The sequence below is a fragment of the Mycobacterium basiliense genome (assembly GCF_900292015.1).
GTDB lineage: Bacteria > Actinomycetota > Actinomycetes > Mycobacteriales > Mycobacteriaceae > Mycobacterium > Mycobacterium basiliense.
This window is the reverse complement of record NZ_LR130759.1, coordinates 5,067,540-5,090,164: the sequence shown is the minus strand read 5'-3', so window position 1 is coordinate 5,090,164 and position 22,625 is coordinate 5,067,540. Positions and strand designations below refer to the sequence as shown.

The window sequence follows — 22,625 nt, the reverse complement described above, 5'->3', positions numbered from 1 at the left end:
CCAGCTTAAAGGCTGAGCTGTTGCCGCCGCCCCCACAGTCGGCAAAACAGGTAGATCAGAAACGAGATGGTGGCCACGAACACCGACACCGGGACACCGGGGGCCAGCGAGAGCACGATGCCCCCGACTGCCGAGATTTCGGCGAAGATCACCGAGGCCAGCATCGCGGCGCCGGGGGCGGCGACCACCCGCACGGCCGCGGCGGCGGGGGTGATCAACAGTGACATCACCAGCAGCGCGCCGACGATTTGGACGGCTTGGGCCGCCACCACCCCGACCAGCGCAGCGAACACAATGCCCAGCGCACGTACCGGTACTCCGCGAGCGGCCGCAACCTCCGGATCCACGGTGGCGAACAACAGCGGGCGGTAACAGATCGCCAGTACGGCGGCCACAAGCAGGCAAACCAGCGCCAGCATGGTCAGCCCGGAGTAGCCGACCCCGACGATCTGGCCGGTCAGCAAGGCGAAGCTGGTCCCGGTCCGGCCCGGGTAGAGATGGATGAACAGCACGGCCATGCCCATCCCGAAGGCCAACACCACGCCGGTGACCGAATCACGCTCGCGGGCCCGCTGGCCGAGAATGCCGAAGAGGGCCGCGGCCAACGCGCTACCCACCAGGGCGCCGATACCGACCTGGAAGCCGGTCAGCAGCGCGAACGCGGCTCCCGTCAACGACAACTCGCTGGAGCCATGCACGGCAAACGACATTTGGCGCATCACGATCAAGGGGCCGATCAATCCGGCCGCCAGTCCCAGCAGCGCGGCAGCGACCAATGCTTGCTGGACGAAGTCGTGCCTGAGCAGGTGGGCGGTGGTGTCGAAGCAAAATAGCCGTCCCAGCAGGTCGGTGAGTCGAGTCGTCACGGTGTGCGCCCGTCGGGCTCACCGACCACCAGGTACCGGTTCTTGACCTTCACGACCTGGATGTCCGCGCGGTACAGCGCCGATAGTGTCTCGGTGGTCATCACCTGCTCGACAGGGCCGATCAGAAATCGCCCGTTGGCCAGATAGAGCACCCGGTCCACATACGGCAGGATCGGATTGAGCTCGTGGGTGACCACGATTACCGCGGTGCCGGCATCACGCCGGCGCCGCTCGATCAGTGCAGCTACCAGCTCGGTGTTGGCGGGATCCAAGGCCAGCAAAGGTTCGTCGCACAGCATCAGCAGCGGATCGCTGGCCAATGCCTGGGCGATTCGCACCCGCTGCAACTCCCCACCCGACATCAGCCCCACCCGGACATCGGCGAGCTGTTCGCCGTTGACCTGTTGCAACGCGCGCCGCACGGATTCGTTGCGGCGGATCCGATCCGAAGAGCGTAGCGGCATCGCGCCCCACCGGCATCCGTCGACACCGAGCCGAACCAGATCGCGTCCGCGCAGCATCACTTCCCGATCGATCGGATGGTGTTGCGGCACATAACCGATTGGGCCGATGCGCCGTCGGCCAAGGCCGACCCGCTTGCCGTCAACCAGGGCGACGCCGGCGCTGAGCCGGACCTGACCGAGCAGCACCTTGAGCAGCGAGGTCTTCCCGCTGCCGTTTGGTCCCAGCACTGCGACGAATTCACCCGCTGACAGCGATAGGTCCAGCTCGTCCCAGAGCACGCGATCACCCAATGCCAGTCGGGCGCCCCGGAGGGCGACAGCTTCGTGAGCTTCGTGCACCGGTCGAGTCAGCGGGTCGACCGCAAGGCGGCGCGGAGTTGGTTGACGGTGTCGCGCTGCCACGTCAGGTAATCGGTGCCGCTCGGCAGCGTTTCGGATACTTCGGTCACCGGAACACCTGCCCGACGGGCGGCCGCCTGCAGATCCGCGGTGGCGGCGGTGGTCGTCTGCGGGTTGACCAGCAGCGCAGAAACCTCTCGGTGGTTGATCAGATCCAGCACCGACGCCATGTCTGCGGGGGCGGGATCGTCGTCGTTTTCGCTGGCCGTGGCGAAGGCGGCCGGGGTCCGATCGATCAGTCCCGAGGCCGCCAGCAGGTAGTGCACCACGGGTTCGGTCGCGAGCACACCGGTGGCCGGGTATGCGATGGCGATGGCATGTTCGGAGTTGGCGATCGTGTCGGCGTCGCGGCCGAATTCCGCGGCGTTGGCCCGGTATGACGAGGCGTTGGTGGGGTCGATCAGCGCCAACCGCTCAGCGATGGTGGCGGCGACCGCCTTGGCGACGCTCAAGTTGTAGAAGACGTGTTCGTCAGGCTGGTATCCATTGTCGGCGGCGCCAAGGAAGGAGTAGGCGTTGACCGCGTCGATGGCCGGATGGTTGGCCAGCAGCCGATCGACCCATGGGTCATAGCCGCCGCCGTTGTAGATCACCAGGGCCGCGTCGGCGATTTCGGCCGCATCCGCGGGAGTCGGTTGGTAAGAGTGCGGATCGGCGGCGGCGCCGGCCACGATCGACTTCACGGTGACATGGCCGCCGGCGACCGCGCTCGCCACGCTGCCCCACACGTCGGTGGAGGCCACTATCGCGCCCGCGCCCGGGTGCGCCGGGCCGGCAACGCCGCAGGCGACCGGGGCGCTCGATGCGATGGCGCAGAACAGGATGGCTGAGAGCCGGTGCGCCATCACCACCACCGCCGGAGCCATGTCCAGTTCCTTTCACCGCCGACCTGCGGCCCCAAGTAGTCCGCAAAACAACCCTCTAATAGTAATGAAAACCGTTTCCAATAGAAAACCGGGCGGCGGTTCCGCATGGCCGTTCCGCCGGTGCCGTTGTAGCCTCACCGAACGTGAGTCCCACACCGCGCCGGCGTGCGACTCTCGCGTCATTGGCGGCCGAACTCAAAGTGTCGCGCACCACCATCTCGAACGCCTTCAACCGACCGGATCAACTTTCCGCGGAACTGCGTGAGCGGGTACTCGCCACGGCCAAGCGGATCGGCTATGCCGGACCCGACCCGGTCGCGCGATCGTTACGCACCCGAAAAGCCGGTGCGGTCGGTTTGGTGATGGCAGAACCGCTGACCTACTTCTTCAGCGATCCCGCGGCCCGTGACTTTGTGGCTGGAGTGGCGCAATCATGCGAAGAGCTGGGGCAGGGGCTGCTGCTGGTCGCCGTCGGACCCAGTCGAAGCCTCGATGATGGCACGGGCGCAGTGCTGGGTGCCGGGGTCGATGGATTTGTCGTGTATTCGGTACGCGACGACGATCCCTACCTGCAGGTGGTGCTGCAGCGCCGGCTGCCCGTGGTGGTGGTTGACCAACCTAAAGACCTTGCTGGAGTTTCGCGGGTTGGCATTGACGATCGGGCGGCAATGCGCAAGGTCGCCGACTACGTGCTGGGGTTGGGACATCGCGAGATCGGCCTGTTGACCATGCGACTGGGCCAAGACCGCCGCCAGGACCTGGTTGACGCGGAACGGCTGAAGTCGCCGAGCTTCGACGTGCAACGGGAGCGCATCATCGGCGTCTGGGACGCGATGGCGGCCGCCGGGGTCCACCGGGAGTCGCTGACTGTCGTGGAGAGCTACGAGCACCTGCCGACATCGGGCGGTGCAGCCGCCAAGGTGGCGTTGGAGGCCAATCCGCGGATCACCGCGCTGATGTGCACGGCGGACATACTGGCCCTGTCTGCCATGGATTACCTACGCGGACATGGCATTTACGTGCCGGGCCAGATGACCGTCACCGGATTCGACGGGGTACCGGAAGCGATTAGCCGGGGACTGACCACGGTCGCACAGCCGAGTTTGCAGAAGGGCCGGCGCGCCGGTGAGTTGGTGCTACAGCCGCCGCGGTCGGGTCTGCCCGCCGTCGAACTGCTCGAAACCGAGTTGATTCGGGGCCGCACCGCGGGACCGCCGGCCTGATGGGCGGCTAGGTGGTGTCTGCTTGGTCGCCGATCAACAGGCGTACCGCCAAGTCCAGCCGTTTGCTGACATCGGTGGCAGAAGCCCTTCGAGTGAGCCATGCGAGCAGGTTCGACAGCCACACATCGGAGATCACCCGGGCGATGTGGTACTGGTCCTCGGTGGGCTCACCGTCGGCCATCGCCCGGGCGAACATGCTGTCGATGAGCTTTTCGACCTGGTCGACCTCGGTGGCTGCCGACGCGTCGGCAAACACGTAGGCACGCGTCATGGCCTCGGTGAGCAGTGGATTGCGCTGCATGGCGCGGTTGAGCTTGCCGACCATGAAGTTCAGCCGCTGAAACGGCGTACCGCCGGTCATTGCGGACCGGTCGGTCTTGGCGTCGATGCGACTGAATTCGCGGCCTAGCGCCGACACCAGCAGATGCACCTTGGACGGGAAGTAGCGGTACAGCGTACCCACCGCGACGTCGGCGCGATCCGCGACCGCGCGCATCTGAACGGCTTCATAGCCGCCCTTCGAGGCGATGGCCATGGTCGCGTCCAGGATGCGTTTGCGCCGCTCCCGCTGCGCCTCCGATCCGAGTTCGGACTCGGCCAGCACTGCCACTTTCATGACCTCGCGCGGTTGCGTGTCAGCGGCGCGGCCAGGATCGATGTTCGCTGGCGACATGTAGCGCGCAACTCCTCTCCGGCGCGGCTCGTTCGAAAACGATACGCATGTTGTGCGAAAATTTCCCACCTCCCCGCGGCCGGGACGATGACGTGTACTGGTGCGATAGCCATCGACTTGACGGTTGATCGTCTGCAATATTAGAACACGTTCTAGTGGGTAGCAGCGGTGTTCTTGCCATGTGAATTTGACGACTCGGAGGACTGCAGGTGGTAGCGACCGTCACCGACCAACTGCTCGCGGCGCGCGAGCTGGTGCGCGACTGGGCCCGCACGGCGGCCTCCGGGGAGGCCGCAACCGTGGCAAGCCGTCAAATGGAGTCGGGGAGCGAGGCGCCGAACGCCGATGCCTGGCGGTCGATTTTCGCGGGCCTGGCCGAGTTGGGGCTGTTCGGCGTCGCAGTCCCCGAGGATCGGGGTGGTGCCGGCGGCAGCATCGAGGACCTGTGCGCCATGATCGAAGAGGCGGCGAAGGCCTTGGTGCCGGGTCCCGTCGCGACCACCGCGCTGGCCGCTGTGATCGTCTCCGATCCCGAGTTGCAGACCGCGCTGGCCGCCGGCGAACGCTTCGCGGGACTTGCGCTGGAAGGCGAGGTGCGGTTCGACACCGAGAGCGCACGGGTGTCGGGCACCGTGCCGCTGGCGCTGGGCGGTGCACCCGGTGGCCTGTTGTTGCTGCGGGCCGAGGGAACCTGGCTGCTCGTGGATACCACCGCCGCGGAAGTGGCGGTGGAGCCGTTGTCGGCCACCGACTTCTCCCGGCCGCTGGCCCGGGTGGTGCTGACTTCGGCTCAGGTTGGCTGGGCGGGGCCCGCGGAGGGGGCCCAGCGGGTCGAGGACCTGGTTGCGACCGTGTTGGCGGCAGAGGCGGCCGGGGTTACCCGATGGTCGCTGGAGACCGCGGTCGCCTACGCCAAGGTGCGCGAGCAGTTCGGTAAGCCGATCGGCAGCTTTCAGGCCATCAAGCACTTGTGTGCCGAGATGCTGTGCCGGGCCGAGCAGGCGGAGGTGGCCGCCGCCGACGCGGCTCGGGCGGCGACCGAACCCGATGCTCAGCAGTTCTCGATCGCTGCCGCCTTGGCCGCCAGCATCGGTATTAGTGCGGCGAAGGCCAATGTCAAAGACTGCATCCAGGTGCTCGGCGGCATCGGCTGCACGTGGGAGCACGACGCGCACCTGTACCTGCGCCGTGCGCACGGCATCGGCCGATTCCTTGGTGGTGCCGAACGCTGGCTGCGTCGGATTACCGCGCTGACTCAGGCCGGCGTCCGGCGTCGTCTCGGCATCGATCTCACCGGGGTGGAAGGCCGGCGACCCGAGATCGCCGCAACCGTCGCCGATATCGCCGCATTGCCCGAGCAAGACCGTCAGGTTGCCCTGGCCGAGACGGGGCTGTTGGCGCCGCACTGGCCCGCTCCGTACGGTCGTGACTCTTCCCCGGCCGAGCAGCTGCTGATCGATCAGGAGCTGGCGTCGGCGGGCGTCGTCCGGCCGGATCTGGTGATCGGCTGGTGGGCAGCGCCGACCATTCTGGAGCACGGCACGACCGAACAGGTACAGCGTTTTGTGCCGGCCACCCTGCGCGGTGACATCCTTTGGTGTCAGCTGTTTTCCGAGCCAGGAGCGGGGTCGGACTTGGCGTCGCTGCGAACCAAGGCGGCTCGTACGGACGGGGGCTGGCTGCTCACCGGGCAGAAGGTGTGGACGTCTAAGGCGCAGCTAGCCAAATGGGGCGTATGCCTGGCGCGAACCGATCCCGACGCGCCGAAGCACAAGGGCATTACCTACTTCTTGATGGACATGGCCGCACCTGGCATCGAGATTCGGCCGCTGCGCGAGATCACCGGCGCATCGTTGTTCAACGAAGTCTTCCTGGAAAACGTCTTCGTTCCCGACGAAATGGTCGTCGGCGCGGTCAATGACGGCTGGCGGCTGGCCCGCACCACCTTGGCCAACGAGCGCGTCGCGATGGCCACCGGTACCGCACTGGGCGACCCGATGGAAGAGTTGCTGGCGGTGCTCGCCGAGCTACCGCTCGACGTCGCCCAGCAGGATCGGTTGGCCAGACTGATCGTTATTGCGGCCACCGGTGCGCTGCTGGACCAGCGCATCGCCCAGCTGGCGGTCGGGGGTCAGGACCCGGGCGCGCAGTCTAGCGTGCGCAAACTCATCGGGGTCCGCTATCGGCAGGCGCTCGCCGAATACATGATGGACGTGTCAGAGGACGGCGGGCTGGTCGAGAATCGCGCGGTGTACGACTTCCTCAACACCCGGTGTCTGACCATCGCCGGCGGCACTGAGCAGATCCTGCTGACCGTCGCCGCTGAGCGGCTGCTGGGTCTGCCGCGTTAGGCGCCGGCTGTTGACTCGGCCCGAAATAGCCGCGGGAAAGCCGCGAAAAGGCTCAGGAAAACGTCGTCTGTGCGCAGGTGCTGGGCGAGGTGAGGTTGACCCCGGGATAGACCACCTGCATGTGCGTGCACACGATGACGTTGACGTTGGTCATGGGTTGGCCGGTCGACCAACTGGTCGAGTCGATGACACCGGTTGTCTGGTATTTGTCCGGCGGGCCTTCACCGAAATAGACGGTGGTAATCACATCGGAACCGCCCGCCTTCATCACCCGCTCGAACTGGCTGGTGGCGTGGGCGTCCAGATAGGCCAACCGGTTCGACGACCGGATCTCGGTGGTTTGACGCGCCCACAAACCGGGGGGGAAACCCGCCGGGCCATCGGGGGTGCGCAGATTCGCGCCGGCGACAAAGTCGCAGCTGCCGTTCGGATGGCAATCGACGAACGAGTGTGTCTCCAGCTGGGTGGCGTCATCGATGGGGAACAACGTGGTGGCCGTGTTGCTGGCCGCGGCGGAGGTGGGGTGGGGCAGGAACATCAGCATCAGCCCCGCCAGCGCCGGGCTCGCCATCAGCCGCTTCATCCTGCGTCCTCTCGTCGACCCGCCGGGGTGAACTTAACGCCGCGACTACTCGTCGTAGGTCACTTCTACCGAATCAGATTCCGGATGAGATTGACAGGCCAAAATTAGCCCGTCGTCGAGATCCTGCTGCTCCAGAACATCGTTGACTTCCATGGTCACTTTTCCCTTGCGCAGCGTGCAGGCGCAGGCACCGCAGTGGCCTTCCCGGCAGGAGAACGGCGCGTCCAGACCCTTGGCCAGCAACACGTCCAGCAGCTTGGCGTTGCGTGGCCAAGAAACGGTGTGCGTCTCACCGTCGAGCTCGACCACCGCCGTGGCTGGTGGTTTGTCTCCGGAATCTTCGATCTTCACCGCCGCGAACGGATCTGAATCCAAGGATTTGAACACCTCGATGTGCACCTGCTGGGCGGGCACTTTGAGTGTTTCGAGGGCAATGCGCGACGTGTCCATGAAAGGGCCGGGGCCACAGATGAAGGCCGGCCGGCCGATGAACGGGGCGGCCAGCTTTGCCAGTGCCGTTGGGCTCGGCAGCCCTTGTAGCGACTCGAGCCAGTGCAGCACCGTCAGCCGGTCGGGGTACTTGGCGGCCAGCTCGTTGAGCGCCTCGCGGAAGATCACCGAGCGGTCGTCGCGGTTGGCGTAGAGCAGTGTCACTTGACCGCCGCCCTCTGCGAGCGCCGACTTGCAGATCGACATGATCGGGGTGATCCCGCTGCCCGCGGCCAGCAGCAGGAAATCGTCGTCGAGCGTCTTGGGCACAAAGTTGCCCGAGGGTGCCAGCACGTGGACACGCATGCCCGGGTGCGCGTGGTCGCACAGCCAGTTGGACGCATATCCGTCCGCGGTGCGCTTGACCGTCACGGTCAACGCGTCGTCGGTGAACGGCGAGCTGCACAACGAGTAGCAGCGGGCCACCGAGCCGGTCCGGTCACTGGGTACGCGCAGCGTCAGGAACTGCCCGGGTGCGTAGCGCAGCCGATCCGGTGGAATTGCCGGGTCGTCGGGTCCGTCTGGAACCGTGAAAACCAGCGACCGTGCGTCGTCGGTTTCGGCGACGACCTCGGCGATCTGCAGCTCCAGGACGTGGCTGCCGAGTGGTTCGTCGGGAATCGCCTCGGTCAAGAACCGCCCTCTCTTCCCTCATCGCGAGAACTGCAACTAGAACATGTTACAGAAAACCCGATTCGTATTGCTACCAGCCGCAGGAATACCCTGCTCGACACAAATCGGAACGTGTTCTAGTCTTTGACTAAACTCAAATCGGTCCGTGTCGGTTGTGCAGCCCAGTCCGCCACTTCCCAGGAGGCAAACGTAAGTGACAACCATTCAACAGCGCGATGCGCAGTCGGTGCTGGCTGCCATCGATGATCTGCTGCCGCAGATTCGGGAGCGTGCTCAAGCCACCGAAGATCTGCGCAGGTTGCCCGACGAGACCGTCCAGGCGCTGGAGGACGTCGGTTTCTTCACTCTGCTGCAGCCCGAGCAGTGGGGTGGACTGCAGTGCGATCCCACGCTGTTCTATGAGGCGACGCGACGCCTGGCCAGCGCGTGTGGTTCCACCGGTTGGGTGAGTTCGATCATCGGGGTGCACAACTGGCATCTGGCCCTGTTCGACCAGCGTGCCCAGGAAGAGGTTTGGGCTGACGATCCCAAGACGCGCATTTCGTCGTCGTATGCGCCGATGGGTGCCGGTGTCGTTGTCGACGGCGGGTACTTGGTGAACGGTTCGTGGAACTGGTCGTCGGGCTGTGATCACGCCACGTGGTGCTTCGTCGGCGGCCCGGTGATCAAAGATGGCCGGCCCGTCGACTTCGGCAGCTTCTTGATCCCGCGCACCGAGTACCGCATCGACGACGTCTGGCACGTGGTCGGACTGCGCGGCACCGGCAGCAACACGGTGGTCGTCAAGGATGTGTTCGTGCCGCGGCACCGGTTTTTGTCCTACAAGGCCATGAACGACCACACCGCGGGTGGATTGCAGACCAACACCTCGCCCGTCTACAAAATGCCTTGGGGCACCATGCATCCCACCACCATCACGGCTCCGATTGTGGGCATGGCCTACGGCGCGTACGACGCGCATGTCGAGCATCAGGGTAAACGCGTGCGCGCGGCGTTCGCCGGCGAGAAGGCCAAGGACGACCCGTTCGCGAAGGTCCGCATCGCCGAGGCCGCCAGCGACATCGACGCGGCCTGGCGTCAGCTGATGGGCAATGTCGGTGACGAGTATGCGTTGCTGTCTGCCGGTAAAGAGATTCCGTTCGAGCTGCGCACACGGGCACGTCGCGACCAGGTGCGAGCCACTGGCCGGTCGATCGCCTCGATCGACCGGCTCTTCGAGGCCTCCGGTGCCACCGCACTGGCCAATGACGCTCCCATACAGCGGTTCTGGCGGGACGCGCACGCCGGTCGGGTGCACGCGGCCAACGACCCTGAGCGCGCATACGTGATTTTCGGGAACAACGAGTTCGGGTTGCCTCCCGGCGACACCATGGTCTGATGACGGCTACCGAGGAACTCACTTTCGAATCCACCTCTCGCTATGTCGAGGTCGATGTCGACGGACCGCTGAAGCTGCATTATCACGAAGCCGGCGTCGGCAACGACCAGACGGTCGTGCTGCTGCACGGCGGTGGGCCCGGTGCATCGAGCTGGACGAATTTCGCGCGCAATATTGCGGTGCTGGCGCAGCAGTTCCATGTACTGGCCGTCGATCAGCCCGGATACGGTCACTCGGATAAGCGTGCCGAGCATGGGCAGTTCAACCGCTATGCCGCGGCCGCGCTCAAGGGTCTGTTTGATCAACTGGGCTTGGGTCGGGTTCCGCTGGTGGGTAATTCGCTAGGTGGCGGCACCGCGGTGCGATTCGCGCTGGACTACCCGGACCGTGCCGGTCGGTTGGTCCTGATGGGTCCGGGCGGGTTGAGTATCAACCTGTTCGCGCCGGACCCGACCGAGGGCGTGAAACGGCTGGGCAAATTCTCCATTCAGCCCACCCGAGAGAATCTCGAGGCGTTTCTGCGCGTCATGGTCTATGACCAGAAGCTGATCACTCCGGAGCTGGTGGACCAGCGCTTCGAGCTGGCCCGCACGCCGGAGTCCTTGATGGCGACGCAAGCAATGGGCAAGTCCTTCTCTGGGGCAGACTTCGAGCTCGGCATGATGTGGCGCGAGGTATACAAGCTGCGCCAGCCGGTGCTGCTGATCTGGGGACGGGAGGATCGGGTCAATCCGCTGGATGGCGCGCTGGTCGCGCTCAAGACCATCCCCCGTGCGCAGCTGCACGTCTTCGGGCAGTGTGGACATTGGGCGCAGGTGGAGAAGTTTGACGAGTTCAACAGGCTGACGATTGATTTCTTGGGAGGTGCGAGATGAGTATCCGGTCGCTGGGCTATCTACGCATCGAAGCCACCGATATGGCGGCCTGGCGCGAATACGGTCTGAAGGTCCTCGGCATGGTCGAGGGGAAGGGCGGCACCGAGGGTGCCCTGTATCTGCGGATGGACGATTTCCCGGCTCGGCTGGTGATCGTCCCGGGCGAGCAGGACCGGTTGGCGGAGGCGGGTTGGGAATGTGCGAATGCCGAAGGCCTACAGGATATTAGGAATCGGCTCGACGTCGAGGGCACACCGTACAAGGAGGCAACCGCCGCTGAAATGGCGGATCGTCGGGTGGACGAGATGATCCTGTTTGCCGATCCCTCGGGCAACCCGCTGGCGGTCTTTCATGGCGCCGCCTTGGAACACCGCCGCGTGGTAAGTCCCTACGGGCACAAGTTCGTCACCGGTGAACAGGGCCTGGGGCACGTGGTGCTAACCACCCGCGATGACGCCGAAGCATTGCACTTCTACCGAGACGTGCTTGGCTTCAAACTGCGTGACTCGATGCGGATGCCGCCGCAACTGGTGGGCCGGCCCGCCGACGGCGCGCCGGCCTGGTTGCGCTTTTTTGGCTGCAACCCGCGCCACCATTCCCTGGCTTTCTTGCCGCTGCCGACGCCCAGCGGCATCGTGCACCTAATGGTCGAGGTGGAGAATGCCGACGACGTCGGTCTGTGCCTGGACCGAGCGCTGCGCCGCAAAGTGCCGATGTCGGCCACCCTGGGGCGGCACGTCAACGATCTAATGCTGTCCTTCTATATGAAGACTCCCGGCGGTTTTGACGTCGAATTCGGTTGTGAAGGTCGGCAAGTCGACGATCACGACTGGATTGCGCGGGAAAGTACCGCTGTCAGCTTGTGGGGCCACGACTTCACCGTCGGCGCGCGCGGGTAGCTGTGGACGAATAATGGCCGCCCCGTCGATCGACCCGCGCACCTTTCGGAGTGTGCTCGGTCAGTTCTGCACCGGGATCACCATCATCACCACGGTGCACGACGAGGTGCCGATCGGTTTTGCGTGCCAGTCCTTTGCCGCGTTGTCACTCGATCCGCCGCTGGTGCTGTTTTGCCCGACCAAGGTATCGCGGTCCTGGAAGGCCATCGAGGCCAGCGGCCGCTTCTGCGTGAACGTGCTGACCGAGAAGCAGAAGGACGTTTCGGCGCGGTTCGGCTCCAAGGAACCCGATAAGTTTGCCGGTATCGATTGGCGCCCTTCCGAACTCGGTTCTCCGGTGATCGAGGGGTCGTTGGCGTACATCGACTGCACGGTGGCCTCGGTGCACGACGGTGGCGATCACTTTGTGGTATTCGGCGCGGTCAATTCGCTCTCGGAGGTCCCCAAGATCAAGCCGAGGCCGCTGCTGTTCTATCGCGGCGACTACACCGGCATCGAACCGGACAAGACCACGCCCGCTCAGTGGCGAGACGACCTGGAGGCGTTCCTCACCACCACCACCGCAGACACCTGGCTCTAACCTGGCTGCCCACACGTAGCTGGCCGCACGTAGCGCTACCGCGAAAATCAAGGGGAAAATTTCGCAGTAGCGCTACGTCCGAATGTGCCGTGACCGGCTGCTACCGAAAACCCAACGTTCGATCTTGGCTGCTGGCCACGAAGCCGACTCGCGCGCTTCTGACTCGGCCTTTGGGGCCATGCGGTCGGCACGTTTTGGCTGCGTCCCTTGCGGCGCGGGCCCGGGCCCCCGCTTCTTCGGCCAGCGTTTCCCGTCGTTTCAGTGTCACGTCGAGCACGACTATCAGGGCGGCGACCACGGCGAGGGCTATCGCCGCTGCGGCGGCGACCATCCAAAGATCGCTGGTATCCATTTGCGGCTCCGTTGCTGTTCATGTCGGTATTGCAGCCGTCAGTAACAGAGATCCCCATATTTGACAGGAATCAAACAAGCGCCGATCCGGCCTGCTCGCTGCGGGGCCAAAGCCGGGCCGAGGACGACGGAATGGCGTTGAATCGAAACGTGCGAGAGAGTAGTGCCATGCAGGTCCGGGGCTTCGGCGAGCTAGAGGCGGTCATTATGGACCGCGTATGGAGCCGCCGCGAGGTGATCACCGTCCGCGACATGTTCGACGAGCTGGCGCACCATCGGCAGATTGCGTATACCACCGTCATGTCCACGATGGACAACTTGCACCGCAAAGGGTGGTTGCAACGGGAACGCGCGGGGAAGGCCTTCCGCTATTGGCCGACTATGACCCGCGAGGAACATTCGGCCAGCCTCATGCGGGACGCCTTTGATGCCGGTGGAGACTCGGATCTGGTGTTGACCTTTTTCCTCAAGCAGATGGACGCGGAAGAATCGACGCGGGTCCGTGACGTGCTGCGCCGGATCATCGCCGATCGGGACGAATCGTGAACACCGCGCTTCTCTTGCTCGGGTATGCGGTGGCGTTGGTTTGGCTTGGACCCCTACCGCTGCGGCGCATCACCCGCACCAGCGCCCACCCGAAGCTGGCCGTGGCGTCCTGGTTGACGGCGGTCGCTACCGCGCTCGCCGCGTGGTTCGCCGCCCTCGGGGTGCTGGGCACCGCCGTACTGGACAGCGCGTGGCACCACGGGCAGCTAACACTTTGCTTGAAGACGTTGGGCCTTACCGGCGAACTGGGCCTGCCGCGCACAATCGCTTCGGCGGTCGCCATTGGCCTGCTGTTGGCGGGCCTGGTAGCAACCGCCGTAGCCGGTTGGCGCGTTGTTCATCGATGGCGGCGGCAGCGATCCCTTAGTCGGCTACACGCCGCCAACGCGCGGGTGGTCGGAGGACCCAGCGACTGGCCTGGCGTGGTGGTCGTCCCGGCGCCACAACCTGCCGCCTACTGCGTCGCTGATCGACCCGAGAGTGTCATCGTGGTCACCAGCGCCGCTCTTAACCGCCTCGACGAGCGGCAGCTGGCCGCCGTGCTCGCGCACGAATACGCACACTTGGCGAGCCGACACCACGACCTGCTGATGGCGCTGCGTGCGATGGCGGCGAGTCTGCCTCGACTGCCCTTGTTCGCTGCGGCCGCAGACGTAGTGGCGGACCTGCTGGAGCTATGCGCTGATGATGTTGCGGTGCGACGGCACGGGAAAACGGCCTTGCTGCATGGGCTATTAGCGTTGACGGGGGGACCGTCGGTGATGGCGTCGGCGACGTTGGGTGCGGCCAATACCGCGACGTTGGCCCGCGCCGAGCGGTTAGCCATCCCGGTGTCCCGCGGCCGATCGTGGCTTGAGCGGGTGATGTTGTCCACCACCATCGGTCTCGCGATGACTATGCCGCTGGTGTTTGGTCTGGCCTGCCAGCTGTAGTCACCGCGTTACGGGTATTCGCGCGCGATCGAGACAGGATGTGCCAGCTCACTCCGGCGGCCACCAGCACAGCCGAGGCGCCCACCAGCGCCCATGGGCTGACACCGTCGACCAACTGGATTAACCAGTCCTGCATCGTGTTTGCGGTTCGAATTACCGGATCGTCAGCCTCGGCGCCGGTGAAATAGAGTCGGATTTCGTAGTAGCCGTAGTACGTCACGTATAGGCCGGTGAGCAACACGATAACGCCGGCGATCCGGCCGACGAAGGGCAAAACGCGCCGAAACGCCACGCTCGCCGAGGAGCCGGCCAGCGCAACGGCGAGTGCGGCCACCCCTACCGTGATGGTCATGCCGGCCGCGTAGGCGACAAACGCCAGCACGCCAGAGACCATCGAACCGTGCTTGAACGTCGTGCTGATCACCGCCAGAAACGGTGCGACGGTGCAGGATAGCGAAGCGATCGCATAACCGACGCCGTAACCGTACATCGAACCCAACCGGGTCGTCGGCGCACCGCCCGCGCGCTTGGGCATGATGATGTTGACGTCCTTGCCGGCTAGCAGCCAGAGCGCCAATCCGATGAGCAGAAGTCCGATGATCGCGGTGCCAAACGGCAGGTACTTCTGAGCCGAGGCGATTACCGGTGCGATTAGCAGACCGAAAATGCCGAACACCGTGAGGAATCCGAGGGACATTCCCGCGGTGGCCGCGCCGGCACGAAACAGGGCGGCCGGACGTGAGGCGCCCTGACTGCCGGCGATCACCAACCCCAGGTAGCCGGGCAGAAAGGCAAAGCCACACGGGTTGAGGGCGGCGACCAACCCGGCGCCGAGCGCAAAGCTCAGGGCGGCGGTGTCGATCATCGACCGGCCAGCTCGTTGACCCGCTCCGTCAATTCCTGAGCACTCAATGTGCCTTTGACCACGTCGACCTTGCCGTCGGCGCCGACGAACGCCCACGCCGGTTGCTGCGTAACACCGAACTTAGACCAGACGGTTCCTTCGCTGTCGGCGAGCTGGGTGGTGCTACCCAGCTGGTATTTGTCGACGAACGCCTGCATCGCGGAAGCTTGCTCCTGTGCCCCCACGCCAACGAACGTGACGGTCGAGTTGGCCGCCGCGACGTTTCCGAAGATCGGCGCCTCATGCTGGCAGGTCGGGCACCAAGGTGTCCAGAACCATAGCACCGCCGGCTTACCCGCCAGACTCGTTCCCGAGAATGTCTGGCCCCCAATGGTTTTAGCAGTGAACTGCAGCTGTTCCGGTACGTGCGTCGAGTTTCCTGCCGCCGCATGAGACGCCGAACCGGCTGCGTTGGTGGGCGCGGACTGCGCCCCGGGCGCGCCGCATGCGGTAATGGCCGTGGCAGCGACGCCGATAGCAAACAAGGTGATCCAGCGCCGTGGCATGGCTATTCCCTCCGTTGTGTGCAGCTTGAACTTTGTCTCGAACCGTGTGGTGGGTGGCCACCAACATACTATCTACGTACGTAGATAGTATGTTGGTCCGTGACACACTCTCACCGATGTGCCGCACGGCGGCGCTCACCCGAACAATGGCTTTCGGTCGCCTGGGTAGGCGCGCGAGGCAAGGTTGCCAGCAGAATGGCCCTATGACGCTGGACCTGACCAGATACTTCGAACGCATCAACTATGGTGGCGGCACCGAACCGACCCTGGAGGTATTGCGGGATCTGGTGACCGCCCACACGCGCACGATTCCGTTCGAAAACCTCGATCCGCTCATGGGAGTGCCGGTCGACGACCTGAGTCCAGCAGCGCTGGCCGACAAGCTGGTTCACCGGCGCCGCGGTGGCTACTGCTATGAGCACAACGGACTGATGGGATACGTGCTGGCAGAATTGGGCTATCAGGTACGCAGACTGGCCGGACGAGTCGTGTGGATGGCCCCGCCAGACGCGCCGCTGTCCGCACAGACACACACCGTGCTGGCGGTGACCTTTCCCGGCTCGCAAGGGTCGTATCTGGTGGACGTCGGGTTCGGCGGCCAGACCCCGACCTCTCCGATTCGGATCGAAACGGGCAGCACCCAACAAACGACCCACGAACCGTTTCGCCTGGATGATCGTGGCGACGGGCTGGTCTTGCAGGCCATGGTTCGCGACGAGTGGCAGGCGCTATACGAGTTCAGCACGCTCACCCGACCGCCGATCGACCTGAAGGTGGCGTGTTGGTTTGTCTCGACTCACCCGTCATCGCACTTCGTCACCGGCTTGATGGCCGCGACCGTTACCGCCGACGCCCGGTGGAACTTGACGGGGCGCACCCTGGCCATCCACCGCGGGGGCCTGACCGAGAAGACCGTTCTGGACACTCCTGCCGCGGTTGTAGACACGCTGGGTGTCCGGTTCGGCATCAACCTGGCCGAGGTCGGGGAGCGTAGTGCGCTGGAAGGCCGCATCGAAGAAACCTGCTTCGCCGCGCGATAACGCCGGCGGCTAGCGTCGGGGCAGCCAAGACCCGATCCGGTGCACCGCGTCTTCGATGTCGCTGGTCGGCCCGGCGAATGACATCCGGACAAACGCATTACCCCGTACGGTGTCGAAGTCGATGCCCGGCGCGATAGCAACGCCCGTGTCAGCCAGCAACTTTGAGCAGAACGTTAGCGAATCGGTGGTGAAGTCTGAGACGTCGGCATAGACGTAGAACGCGCCGTCGGTGGGCGCCAGTCGGTCAATGCCGATACCACGTAGACCATCGAGCAGCAACGAACGGTTCAGGGCGTAGTGACGCAGATTGGCCTCGGCCTCGGCGGTGGCCTCAGGGGTGAAGGCCGATACCGCCGAAATCTGCGATAACACCGGTGGGCAGATGGTGAAATTGCCGGTGAGACAATCAACCGCGCGGCGCAGCTCGGTGGGTACCAGCAGCCAGCCCAGTCGCCACCCCGTCATCGCGTAATACTTCGAAAAGCTGTTCACTACCACCGAATTCCGCGAGGTTTGCCAAGCGCAGCTGGTCTGCGGTGCACCCGGGTAAACCAGGCCGTGGTAAACCTCGTCGCTGATCAGCCGAGCCCCCGACTCATCGCACCAGGACGCGATCGCCGTCAGCTCCTCGGCGGGGATGACCGTTCCGGTGGGGTTGGCCGGGCTGGCGACAACCACGCCCCGCACCGGTGGGTCCAGTTCGGCAAGCATCTGCGCAGTGGGTTGGAATCGGGTCGCCGGCCCGCAGTGGAGCTCCACGACCTCACACCCCAATGCGGTCAGGATGTTGCGGTAGCACGGGTAGCCTGGACTGGCCATCGCCACCCGATCGCCGACATCGAAGCAGGCCAGGAATGCGAGCAGGAAGCCGCCCGACGATCCGGTGGTAATCACCACCGCGTCTCGTTCGACAGAGATGCCATGCCGCCGTTGGTAATCCGCGGCGATGGCGTCACGAAGCTCCGGAATACCCAGCGCCACGGTGTAGCCCAGTTGATTGAGGTGCAAGGCGGCGGCCGCGGCGGCGCGCACCGGCTCAGGTGCGCCCGCGCTGGGCTGGCCCGCCGAAAGATTCACCAGATCACCGTGTGTGCGCTGGCGCTCCGCGGCCGCCAGCCAGACGTCCATCACGTGAAACGGTGGGATACCTGCTCGCAGGGCGACACGATTGGTCATGATGCGGGTATCGCCTCGGACTCCAACCGGCGCAGCAGCTCTCTCGGCGGAGGTAGCAGATGGGTGCTGCCGTGGGCACGCTTGAAATACAGATGCATATCGTGTTCCCAGGTGATCGCGATGCCACCATGCAACTGGATGCCCTCGGCGGACACCACGTTGAGTGCTTCGCAGGCCGCCAGTCGCGCGGTGGCGGCATTGGTGGGTGTGGGTTGGTCGCATGCGTCGGCGACGACGGCCCGGGCCGCGGCGACGGTCACGTAAAGATCGGCCATCCGATGCTTAAGCGCCTGGAAGCTGCCAATTGGACGACCGAACTGCACCCGGTTCTTGGCGTATTCAACGGTCAGCTCCAAACAGCGCTCGGCGGCGCCGATCTGTTCAGCCGCCAACAGAATGGCCGCGGCGTCGGCGACGCCGGGGTCAGGACCCATCGCGGTCTTTTCCTCGGGCCGTACCAGGGCCAGCCGGCGGGTGGGATCCATGGCGGCAACGGGCCGCGCATCGAAGCGGGTCCACCGGCTGAGCTTGCCGTCCTCGATAGCGACCACGACATCGGCGATGTCCCCGTTGACCACGTAGTCGGGGTCGAGCACCAGCGCGCCGATCGAGCGACCGTCGGCTAGCGCTTCGAGCGTCTCGGCCTCCGGTGTGGGTGCGGCCAACAGTGCCAACTCGGCGAGGGTGGTGCCCAGCAGGGGAGAGGGCACCAGTGCCCTGCCAAGCTCTTGCAGAACTGTTGCAGCGTCTGCTATTTCGCCACCCGCACCGCCCAACTCTTCGGGGATCACCAGGGCCGCCGCGCCAACTTGCTCGCACAGCAGCCGCCACAGCGACTCGTCATAGCCGCGTTCGGATTCCATCGCCGCCCGCACCGCAGCCGGCTCGGCGTGTTTGGCCACCAGCGCGGCGACCGTTTCCCGCAGCATCTGGCGCTCGTCATTCATGGGCGCCGCTCCTCCTCATCGCTTCGCTCTGCATCGTCGCTGGCGCGATTCATGGGCGCCGCTCCTCCTCATCGCTTCGCTCTGCATCGTCGCTGGCGCGATTCATGGGCGCCGCTCCTCCTCATCGCTTCGCTCTGCATCGTCGCTGGCGCGATTCATGGGCGCCGCTCCTCCTCATCGCTTCGCTCTGCATCGTCGCTGGCGCGATTCATGGGCGCCGCTCCTCCTCATCGCTTCGCTCTGCATCGTCGCTGGCGCGATTCATGGGCGCCGCTCCTCCTCATCGCTTCGCTCTGCATCGTCGCCGGCGCGGGTCATTGGCGCGGCTTTTCCTCGAGTCATAGCGCTTCAAGCACCCGACGTCGATGCGCCGCGGGCGTACCCCACGCCGAACGCAAAGCCTGCACCCGCAGCAGCCACATCGACAAGTCGTTTTCCTGGGTGAAACCGATCGCACCGTGCGTCTGCAACGCACAGCGGGCGGCCAGCAGACCGGCCTCGCCCGCAGCCACGTTGGCGGCACTGACGTCACGCGGTGCCAGTGACAAGGCGGCGCCGTATACCAAGGGCCTGGCCAACTCGATCGCGATATGCACGTCGGCAAGCCTGTGCTTGATCGCCTGATAGGAGCCGATAACCCGGCCGAACTGCGTGCGTTGCTTGGCGTAGTCGACGGTCACGTGCAATAAGGCCTCCGCGGCCCCGACCAGCTGCGCCGCGGTGGCCAACGCGCCGAACTCATAGGCCCGTTTGATATCGGCCTGCCAGGATTCGCCGGCCGGCGCCACCTCGTAGAGGCGGCGGCTGGGATCAACGGACTGGCGGCAGTCGCCTGACAAACCCTCACTGACGCCGTCTTCATCAACCAGCAGCAGCAGCCCGGCGCTGTCGGCGTCCACCGCGCGCGGGACGTGCGGCGGCATCGCGACGGTGACGATCAGTTCACCGGACGCCAGCTGGGTGCTGCGATCGTCGTCGGCAAGCAAAACTGGTGCCACGGCAATGGACTCGGTAATCGGCCCGGGCGCACACCATCGCCCCAGGCGTTCGAGCGCGACCACCAGATCAACGGGGCTGGCGCCGAGCCCATCGAACTTCTCCGGCACGATCAACGCGGTGACTCCGAGGTTGGCCAATTGCTCCCACATCTTGCGACCGGGTGCCACCTCGCCCGCGGACCAGGCCCGGACGGCACCGGGCAGATCCGCGGCGCCGAGCGCCGCGTCGATGCTGGCCGCGAAATCACGCTGCTGTTCGTCTAGTTGAAACTCCACGGTCACTTCTTCTCTCGCGGCAAACCCAGCAGTCGTTCAGAAATGATGTTGCGCTGGATCTCGTTGGTGCCGGCGTAGATTGGCCCACCAAGGGCGAACAGCAAGCCTTCGGTCCACGGACCGGCCAGCTCGCCGTCGGCGCCACGGAGGTCGAGTGCAGTCTGATGAATCTCGACGTCGAGGTCCGACCAGAACACTTTGGTTACCGACGATTCTGCGCCCAGCTCGCCACCGGCGGCCAATCTGGACACGGTCCCAAACGTCTGTAACCGGTAGGCCTGCGCCTTGATCCACGCATCGGCAACCCGGTCGGCGAACGTGGTCGGCGAGCCGCTGTCTTTCCACAACTGCACCAGTCGTTCTGCGGCCGCCAGAAAGCGGGCTGGGCTGCGCAACGACATGCCGCGTTCGTTGCTCGAAGTGCTCATGGCGGCCCGCCAGCCGTCGTTCGGGGTGCCGATCACGTCGTGGTCGGGCACGAAAACGTCGTCGAGGAAAATCTCGCCGAAGCCGGTGTCGCCGCCCAGCTGAACGATCGGCCGTACCGTAATACCCTTGGCCTTCAGATCGAACATGAAATAAGTCAGTCCGCGATGCCGCTCGGCGGATGGGTCGGAGCGAAACAGGCCGAATCCCATGTCCGCGAACGGCGCCCGTGAACTCCATATCTTCTGGCCGTTGAGCAGCCAGCCGCCGTCCACCTTGGTCGCTGTGGAGCGCAATGACGCCAGGTCGCTGCCGGATTCGGGCTCAGACCACGCTTGGGCCCAGATCTGTTCGCCGCTAGCCATGTTGGGCAGGATCCGGTCCAACTGCTCCTGGGTACCGTGTGCGAACAGCGTCGGCGCCAGCATTGATGTGCCATTGGCACTGGCCCGTCCCGGCGCTCCGGAGTGAAAGTATTCCTCCTCGAACACCACCCAGTGCAGCAGTGGTGCGTCACGGCCGCCATATTTTCTCGGCCAGGTGATCACCGAGAGGCCCGCGTCGAAGAGCACCCGGTCCCAACGCCGATGCTGGGCAAAGCCTTCGGCGTTGTCGTAGGACTCGGTGGGAATGGCTTCTGTATTGGCGGCCAGGAACTCGCGCACCTCGGTCCGGAAGGTCAGTGTCTCTTCGTCGAAATTCAGGTCCATTCAGGCCAACTCTCGCAGTTGTGGTTTGACCACCTTGCCGCCGGCATTGCGCGGCAGCGAGTCGACGAACCGCACCGATCGGGGTGCCTTGAAGTTCGCCAAATGCTCACGGGTGTAGGTGATCACCGACGTTTCGTCGAGTGTTGCACCTGGCCGAGTGACCACGAACGCTCGGCCAACTTCGCCCAGCCGTTGGTCGGGAACCCCGATCACCGCAACGTCGGCGACGCCATCCATGCGCGCCAGCACCTGCTCGATTTCGGCGGGATAGACGTTGAATCCTCCACAGATATACATGTCTTTGAGCCGGTCGGTGATGCGTAGGTTTCCGGCGGAGTCGACCTCACCGACATCCCCGGTGTGCAACCAGCCGTCGGCGTCGACGGCCGCGGCGGTGGCCGTCGGGTCATCGAGGTAGCCGAGCATGACATTCGGTCCTCGCAGCAGGACTTCACCACCATCTGCGATCCGCAACTCAAAATCGGCGAACGGGCGCCCGCACGTGGTCGCGACGGTCGCCGCGTCGTCCTCGGCACGGCACATCGTCCCCATCCCGTTGGCTTCGGTTAGGCCGTAGGCGGTCAGCACAATGTCGATGTCAAGTTCGGACTGCATGCGCTCCACCAACACCACCGGCACGGTGGCCGCGCCGGTCACCGCGAACCGAAGCGAACTCAAGTCGTACTCCTGGCGTGCCGGGTGGTCAAGCAGGGTCTGGTAGATGGTGGGCGGGCCGGGCAGCACGGTGATGCGGTGCTGTTCGATCGCTTGCAGAGTGCGCAGCGGATCGAAGGTCAGGTGCGGGTAAAGCGTTGCGCCGGTTTGCAGACAGGCGAGGATGCCCGCCTTGTAGCCGAAGTTGTGAAAGAACGGGTTGATGCATAGGTAGCGATCATCGTTGGTGATCTTGCCGTTGGCGGCCCACGATGCCGAGGCGGACAGCGATTGCCGGTGCGCGCACAGAACGCCCTTGCTACGTCCGGTGGTGCCCGAGGTGAACAGGATGTCGCTGATGTCATCTGGGGTAACGGCGGCTGCCCGGGCGTAGGCGGCATCGGTGTCGGTACCGCCGGCGATGAACTCGTCCCAGGTGCCGTCGCGTTCCTCGATCGGCACCCGCACGATGTGCCGCAGCGTGGGCAAGGCTTTGCGGCCCAACGCTGCCACCCGGTCGGTGCCAAGGAAGCGGCCCATCGCGAACAGCACCGGTGCCCCGGTTCGGGCCAGGATGTCGGCCGCTTCGTCGGCGGTATAGCGGGTGTTCAGCGGCACCATGGCGGCGCCGGCGTGCTGGATGGCCAGGCAGGCCACCACCCAATGCCACGTGTTCGGCGACCACATCGCCACTCGGTCTCCGGGCTCGACACCAAGCCCGACCAGCGCCGCTGTCGCACGGTACACCTCTTCTCTCAGCCCAGCGGCGGTGAAGCAGCGCTCGTCGGTGACCAATGCGTGGTGGTCCGGGAACTGGCGGGCAAAACGATCGAGCGCCGCGGGTACGGTGCGGGGATCGCTAGTCATCATGGTCCTCTGG

Annotated in this window: 23 protein-coding genes; 9 read left to right on the top strand and 14 right to left on the bottom strand. The window is 65.0% G+C overall.

Annotated features, from left to right (window positions below; all coding sequences use genetic code 11):
- Nucleotides 1-5 precede the first annotated feature (5 nt).
- Genes MB901379_RS21615 through MB901379_RS21605 form a run of 3 tightly spaced genes read right to left on the bottom strand, consistent with a single transcriptional unit; the run spans nucleotide 6 to nucleotide 2,595 of the window.
- Nucleotides 6-866 carry a metal ABC transporter permease gene (locus tag MB901379_RS21615; protein WP_158018472.1) on the bottom strand — a complete coding sequence of 287 codons (861 nt, stop codon included), beginning with the start codon at nucleotides 864-866 and terminating at the stop codon, nucleotides 6-8.
- Nucleotides 863-1,681, bottom strand: a complete 819-nt coding sequence (locus MB901379_RS21610) for a metal ABC transporter ATP-binding protein (RefSeq protein WP_408632396.1) — start codon at nucleotides 1,679-1,681, stop codon at nucleotides 863-865. Before MB901379_RS21610 ends, MB901379_RS21615 begins: the two co-directional genes overlap by 4 nt.
- Complete coding sequence (locus MB901379_RS21605; RefSeq protein WP_232021930.1) at nucleotides 1,678-2,595, bottom strand: metal ABC transporter solute-binding protein, Zn/Mn family; 918 nt, start codon at nucleotides 2,593-2,595, stop codon at nucleotides 1,678-1,680. Before MB901379_RS21605 ends, MB901379_RS21610 begins: the two co-directional genes overlap by 4 nt.
- Before the next feature lie 143 nt (nucleotides 2,596-2,738).
- Between MB901379_RS21605 and MB901379_RS21600 the strand changes: the two genes are divergently transcribed.
- Nucleotides 2,739-3,818: a LacI family DNA-binding transcriptional regulator gene (locus tag MB901379_RS21600; protein ID WP_158018470.1), complete on the top strand. Its 1,080-nt coding sequence runs from the start codon at nucleotides 2,739-2,741 to the stop codon at nucleotides 3,816-3,818.
- Nucleotides 3,819-3,825: 7 nt separating this feature from the next.
- On the opposite strand, the gene kstR is transcribed toward MB901379_RS21600, so the two are convergent.
- Nucleotides 3,826-4,428, bottom strand: a complete 603-nt coding sequence (kstR, locus tag MB901379_RS21595) for a cholesterol catabolism transcriptional regulator KstR (RefSeq protein WP_158019365.1) — start codon at nucleotides 4,426-4,428, stop codon at nucleotides 3,826-3,828.
- Between the two features lie 272 nt (nucleotides 4,429-4,700).
- Between kstR and MB901379_RS21590 the strand changes: the two genes are divergently transcribed.
- Complete coding sequence (locus MB901379_RS21590; protein ID WP_158018469.1) at nucleotides 4,701-6,842, top strand: acyl-CoA dehydrogenase; 2,142 nt, start codon at nucleotides 4,701-4,703, stop codon at nucleotides 6,840-6,842.
- A gap of 52 nt (nucleotides 6,843-6,894) precedes the next feature.
- On the opposite strand, the gene MB901379_RS21585 is transcribed toward MB901379_RS21590, so the two are convergent.
- Both MB901379_RS21585 and MB901379_RS21580 read right to left on the bottom strand, forming a co-directional pair.
- A complete protein-coding gene (locus tag MB901379_RS21585) occupies nucleotides 6,895-7,425 on the bottom strand; it encodes a hypothetical protein (protein WP_158018468.1) in 531 nt (176 codons plus the stop codon).
- A 45-nt stretch (nucleotides 7,426-7,470) separates the two neighbouring features.
- Nucleotides 7,471-8,547 (bottom strand): ferredoxin--NADP reductase, encoded by a 1,077-nt coding sequence (locus MB901379_RS21580; RefSeq protein ID WP_158018467.1) that lies wholly within the window; start codon nucleotides 8,545-8,547, stop codon nucleotides 7,471-7,473.
- Between the two features lie 193 nt (nucleotides 8,548-8,740).
- Here MB901379_RS21580 and hsaA point away from each other — a divergent pair, with 193 nt between their 5' ends.
- The 4 genes from hsaA to hsaB are packed head-to-tail and all read left to right on the top strand — an operon-like array spanning nucleotide 8,741 to nucleotide 12,279.
- The gene (hsaA, locus tag MB901379_RS21575) at nucleotides 8,741-9,925 is read left to right on the top strand and encodes a 3-hydroxy-9,10-secoandrosta-1,3,5(10)-triene-9,17-dione monooxygenase oxygenase subunit (RefSeq protein WP_158018466.1); all 1,185 of its coding nucleotides are present in this window, start codon (nucleotides 8,741-8,743) and stop codon (nucleotides 9,923-9,925) included.
- Complete coding sequence (gene hsaD, locus MB901379_RS21570; RefSeq protein WP_158018465.1) at nucleotides 9,925-10,800, top strand: 4,5:9,10-diseco-3-hydroxy-5,9,17-trioxoandrosta-1(10),2-diene-4-oate hydrolase; 876 nt, start codon at nucleotides 9,925-9,927, stop codon at nucleotides 10,798-10,800. The genes hsaA and hsaD overlap by 1 nt, the downstream gene beginning before the upstream one ends.
- Nucleotides 10,797-11,699 carry an iron-dependent extradiol dioxygenase HsaC gene (gene hsaC, locus MB901379_RS21565; protein WP_158018464.1) on the top strand — a complete coding sequence of 301 codons (903 nt, stop codon included), beginning with the start codon at nucleotides 10,797-10,799 and terminating at the stop codon, nucleotides 11,697-11,699. Before hsaD ends, hsaC begins: the two co-directional genes overlap by 4 nt.
- 13 nt (nucleotides 11,700-11,712) lie before the next feature.
- Complete coding sequence (gene hsaB / locus MB901379_RS21560; protein WP_158018463.1) at nucleotides 11,713-12,279, top strand: 3-hydroxy-9,10-secoandrosta-1,3,5(10)-triene-9,17-dione monooxygenase reductase subunit; 567 nt, start codon at nucleotides 11,713-11,715, stop codon at nucleotides 12,277-12,279.
- Between the two features lie 100 nt (nucleotides 12,280-12,379).
- On the opposite strand, the gene MB901379_RS21555 is transcribed toward hsaB, so the two are convergent.
- Nucleotides 12,380-12,631: a hypothetical protein gene (locus MB901379_RS21555; protein WP_158018462.1), complete on the bottom strand. Its 252-nt coding sequence runs from the start codon at nucleotides 12,629-12,631 to the stop codon at nucleotides 12,380-12,382.
- Nucleotides 12,632-12,798: 167 nt separating this feature from the next.
- On the opposite strand from MB901379_RS21555, the gene MB901379_RS21550 reads away from it, so the two are divergent.
- A complete protein-coding gene (locus tag MB901379_RS21550; RefSeq protein ID WP_158019364.1) occupies nucleotides 12,799-13,176 on the top strand; it encodes a BlaI/MecI/CopY family transcriptional regulator in 378 nt (125 codons plus the stop codon).
- Complete coding sequence (locus tag MB901379_RS21545) at nucleotides 13,173-14,108, top strand: M56 family metallopeptidase (protein ID WP_158018461.1); 936 nt, start codon at nucleotides 13,173-13,175, stop codon at nucleotides 14,106-14,108. The genes MB901379_RS21550 and MB901379_RS21545 overlap by 4 nt, the downstream gene beginning before the upstream one ends.
- Here the strand turns inward: MB901379_RS21545 and MB901379_RS21540 are convergent.
- Together MB901379_RS21540 and MB901379_RS21535 are read right to left on the bottom strand one after the other, a co-directional pair.
- The gene (locus MB901379_RS21540) at nucleotides 14,071-14,973 is read right to left on the bottom strand and encodes a cytochrome c biogenesis CcdA family protein (RefSeq protein ID WP_158018460.1); all 903 of its coding nucleotides are present in this window, start codon (nucleotides 14,971-14,973) and stop codon (nucleotides 14,071-14,073) included. The genes MB901379_RS21545 and MB901379_RS21540 overlap by 38 nt on opposite strands.
- The gene (locus MB901379_RS21535) at nucleotides 14,970-15,518 is read right to left on the bottom strand and encodes a redoxin domain-containing protein (protein ID WP_158018459.1); all 549 of its coding nucleotides are present in this window, start codon (nucleotides 15,516-15,518) and stop codon (nucleotides 14,970-14,972) included. The genes MB901379_RS21540 and MB901379_RS21535 overlap by 4 nt, the downstream gene beginning before the upstream one ends.
- A 203-nt stretch (nucleotides 15,519-15,721) precedes the next feature.
- On the opposite strand from MB901379_RS21535, the gene MB901379_RS21530 reads away from it, so the two are divergent.
- Entirely contained in the window at nucleotides 15,722-16,558 is an 837-nt protein-coding gene (locus MB901379_RS21530; protein WP_158018458.1) for an arylamine N-acetyltransferase family protein, read from the top strand.
- 9 nt (nucleotides 16,559-16,567) lie between these two features.
- Here the strand turns inward: MB901379_RS21530 and MB901379_RS21525 are convergent, their stop codons facing one another.
- From MB901379_RS21525 to fadD3, 5 genes are all read right to left on the bottom strand, one after another.
- On the bottom strand, nucleotides 16,568-17,734 hold the full coding sequence (locus tag MB901379_RS21525; RefSeq protein ID WP_158018457.1) for a pyridoxal phosphate-dependent aminotransferase: 1,167 nt from the start codon (nucleotides 17,732-17,734) through the stop codon (nucleotides 16,568-16,570).
- The gene (gene ipdE2 / locus MB901379_RS21520) at nucleotides 17,731-18,681 is read right to left on the bottom strand and encodes an acyl-CoA dehydrogenase IpdE2 (RefSeq protein ID WP_158018456.1); all 951 of its coding nucleotides are present in this window, start codon (nucleotides 18,679-18,681) and stop codon (nucleotides 17,731-17,733) included. Before ipdE2 ends, MB901379_RS21525 begins: the two co-directional genes overlap by 4 nt.
- A 338-nt stretch (nucleotides 18,682-19,019) precedes the next feature.
- Nucleotides 19,020-19,961: an acyl-CoA dehydrogenase family protein gene (locus MB901379_RS21515; protein WP_158018455.1), complete on the bottom strand. Its 942-nt coding sequence runs from the start codon at nucleotides 19,959-19,961 to the stop codon at nucleotides 19,020-19,022.
- Entirely contained in the window at nucleotides 19,958-21,091 is a 1,134-nt protein-coding gene (locus MB901379_RS21510; protein WP_158018454.1) for an acyl-CoA dehydrogenase family protein, read from the bottom strand. Before MB901379_RS21510 ends, MB901379_RS21515 begins: the two co-directional genes overlap by 4 nt.
- Nucleotides 21,092-22,612: a 3-((3aS,4S,7aS)-7a-methyl-1,5-dioxo-octahydro-1H-inden-4-yl)propanoate--CoA ligase FadD3 gene (gene fadD3, locus MB901379_RS21505; RefSeq protein WP_158019363.1), complete on the bottom strand. Its 1,521-nt coding sequence runs from the start codon at nucleotides 22,610-22,612 to the stop codon at nucleotides 21,092-21,094.
- Nucleotides 22,613-22,625 lie beyond the last annotated feature (13 nt).

Bases quoted from the DNA above. Each gene is read 5' to 3' on its own strand.
- MB901379_RS21585 (WP_158018468.1), bottom strand. From the start codon at position 7,425: ATGAAGCGGCTGATGGCGAGCCCGGCGCTGGCGGGGCTGATGCTGATG.
- hsaB (WP_158018463.1), top strand. From the start codon at position 11,713: ATGGCCGCCCCGTCGATCGACCCGCGCACCTTTCGGAGTGTGCTCGGT.
- hsaD (WP_158018465.1), top strand. From the start codon at position 9,925: ATGACGGCTACCGAGGAACTCACTTTCGAATCCACCTCTCGCTATGTC.
- MB901379_RS21535 (WP_158018459.1), bottom strand. From the start codon at position 15,518: ATGCCACGGCGCTGGATCACCTTGTTTGCTATCGGCGTCGCTGCCACG.
- MB901379_RS21550 (WP_158019364.1), top strand. From the start codon at position 12,799: ATGCAGGTCCGGGGCTTCGGCGAGCTAGAGGCGGTCATTATGGACCGC.
- ipdE2 (WP_158018456.1), bottom strand. From the start codon at position 18,681: ATGAATGACGAGCGCCAGATGCTGCGGGAAACGGTCGCCGCGCTGGTG.
- MB901379_RS21605 (WP_232021930.1), bottom strand. From the start codon at position 2,595: ATGGCTCCGGCGGTGGTGGTGATGGCGCACCGGCTCTCAGCCATCCTG.
- MB901379_RS21530 (WP_158018458.1), top strand. From the start codon at position 15,722: ATGACGCTGGACCTGACCAGATACTTCGAACGCATCAACTATGGTGGC.
- MB901379_RS21540 (WP_158018460.1), bottom strand. From the start codon at position 14,973: ATGATCGACACCGCCGCCCTGAGCTTTGCGCTCGGCGCCGGGTTGGTC.
- hsaC (WP_158018464.1), top strand. From the start codon at position 10,797: ATGAGTATCCGGTCGCTGGGCTATCTACGCATCGAAGCCACCGATATG.
- MB901379_RS21555 (WP_158018462.1), bottom strand. From the start codon at position 12,631: ATGGATACCAGCGATCTTTGGATGGTCGCCGCCGCAGCGGCGATAGCC.
- MB901379_RS21510 (WP_158018454.1), bottom strand. From the start codon at position 21,091: ATGGACCTGAATTTCGACGAAGAGACACTGACCTTCCGGACCGAGGTG.
- fadD3 (WP_158019363.1), bottom strand. From the start codon at position 22,612: ATGACTAGCGATCCCCGCACCGTACCCGCGGCGCTCGATCGTTTTGCC.
- MB901379_RS21525 (WP_158018457.1), bottom strand. From the start codon at position 17,734: ATGACCAATCGTGTCGCCCTGCGAGCAGGTATCCCACCGTTTCACGTG.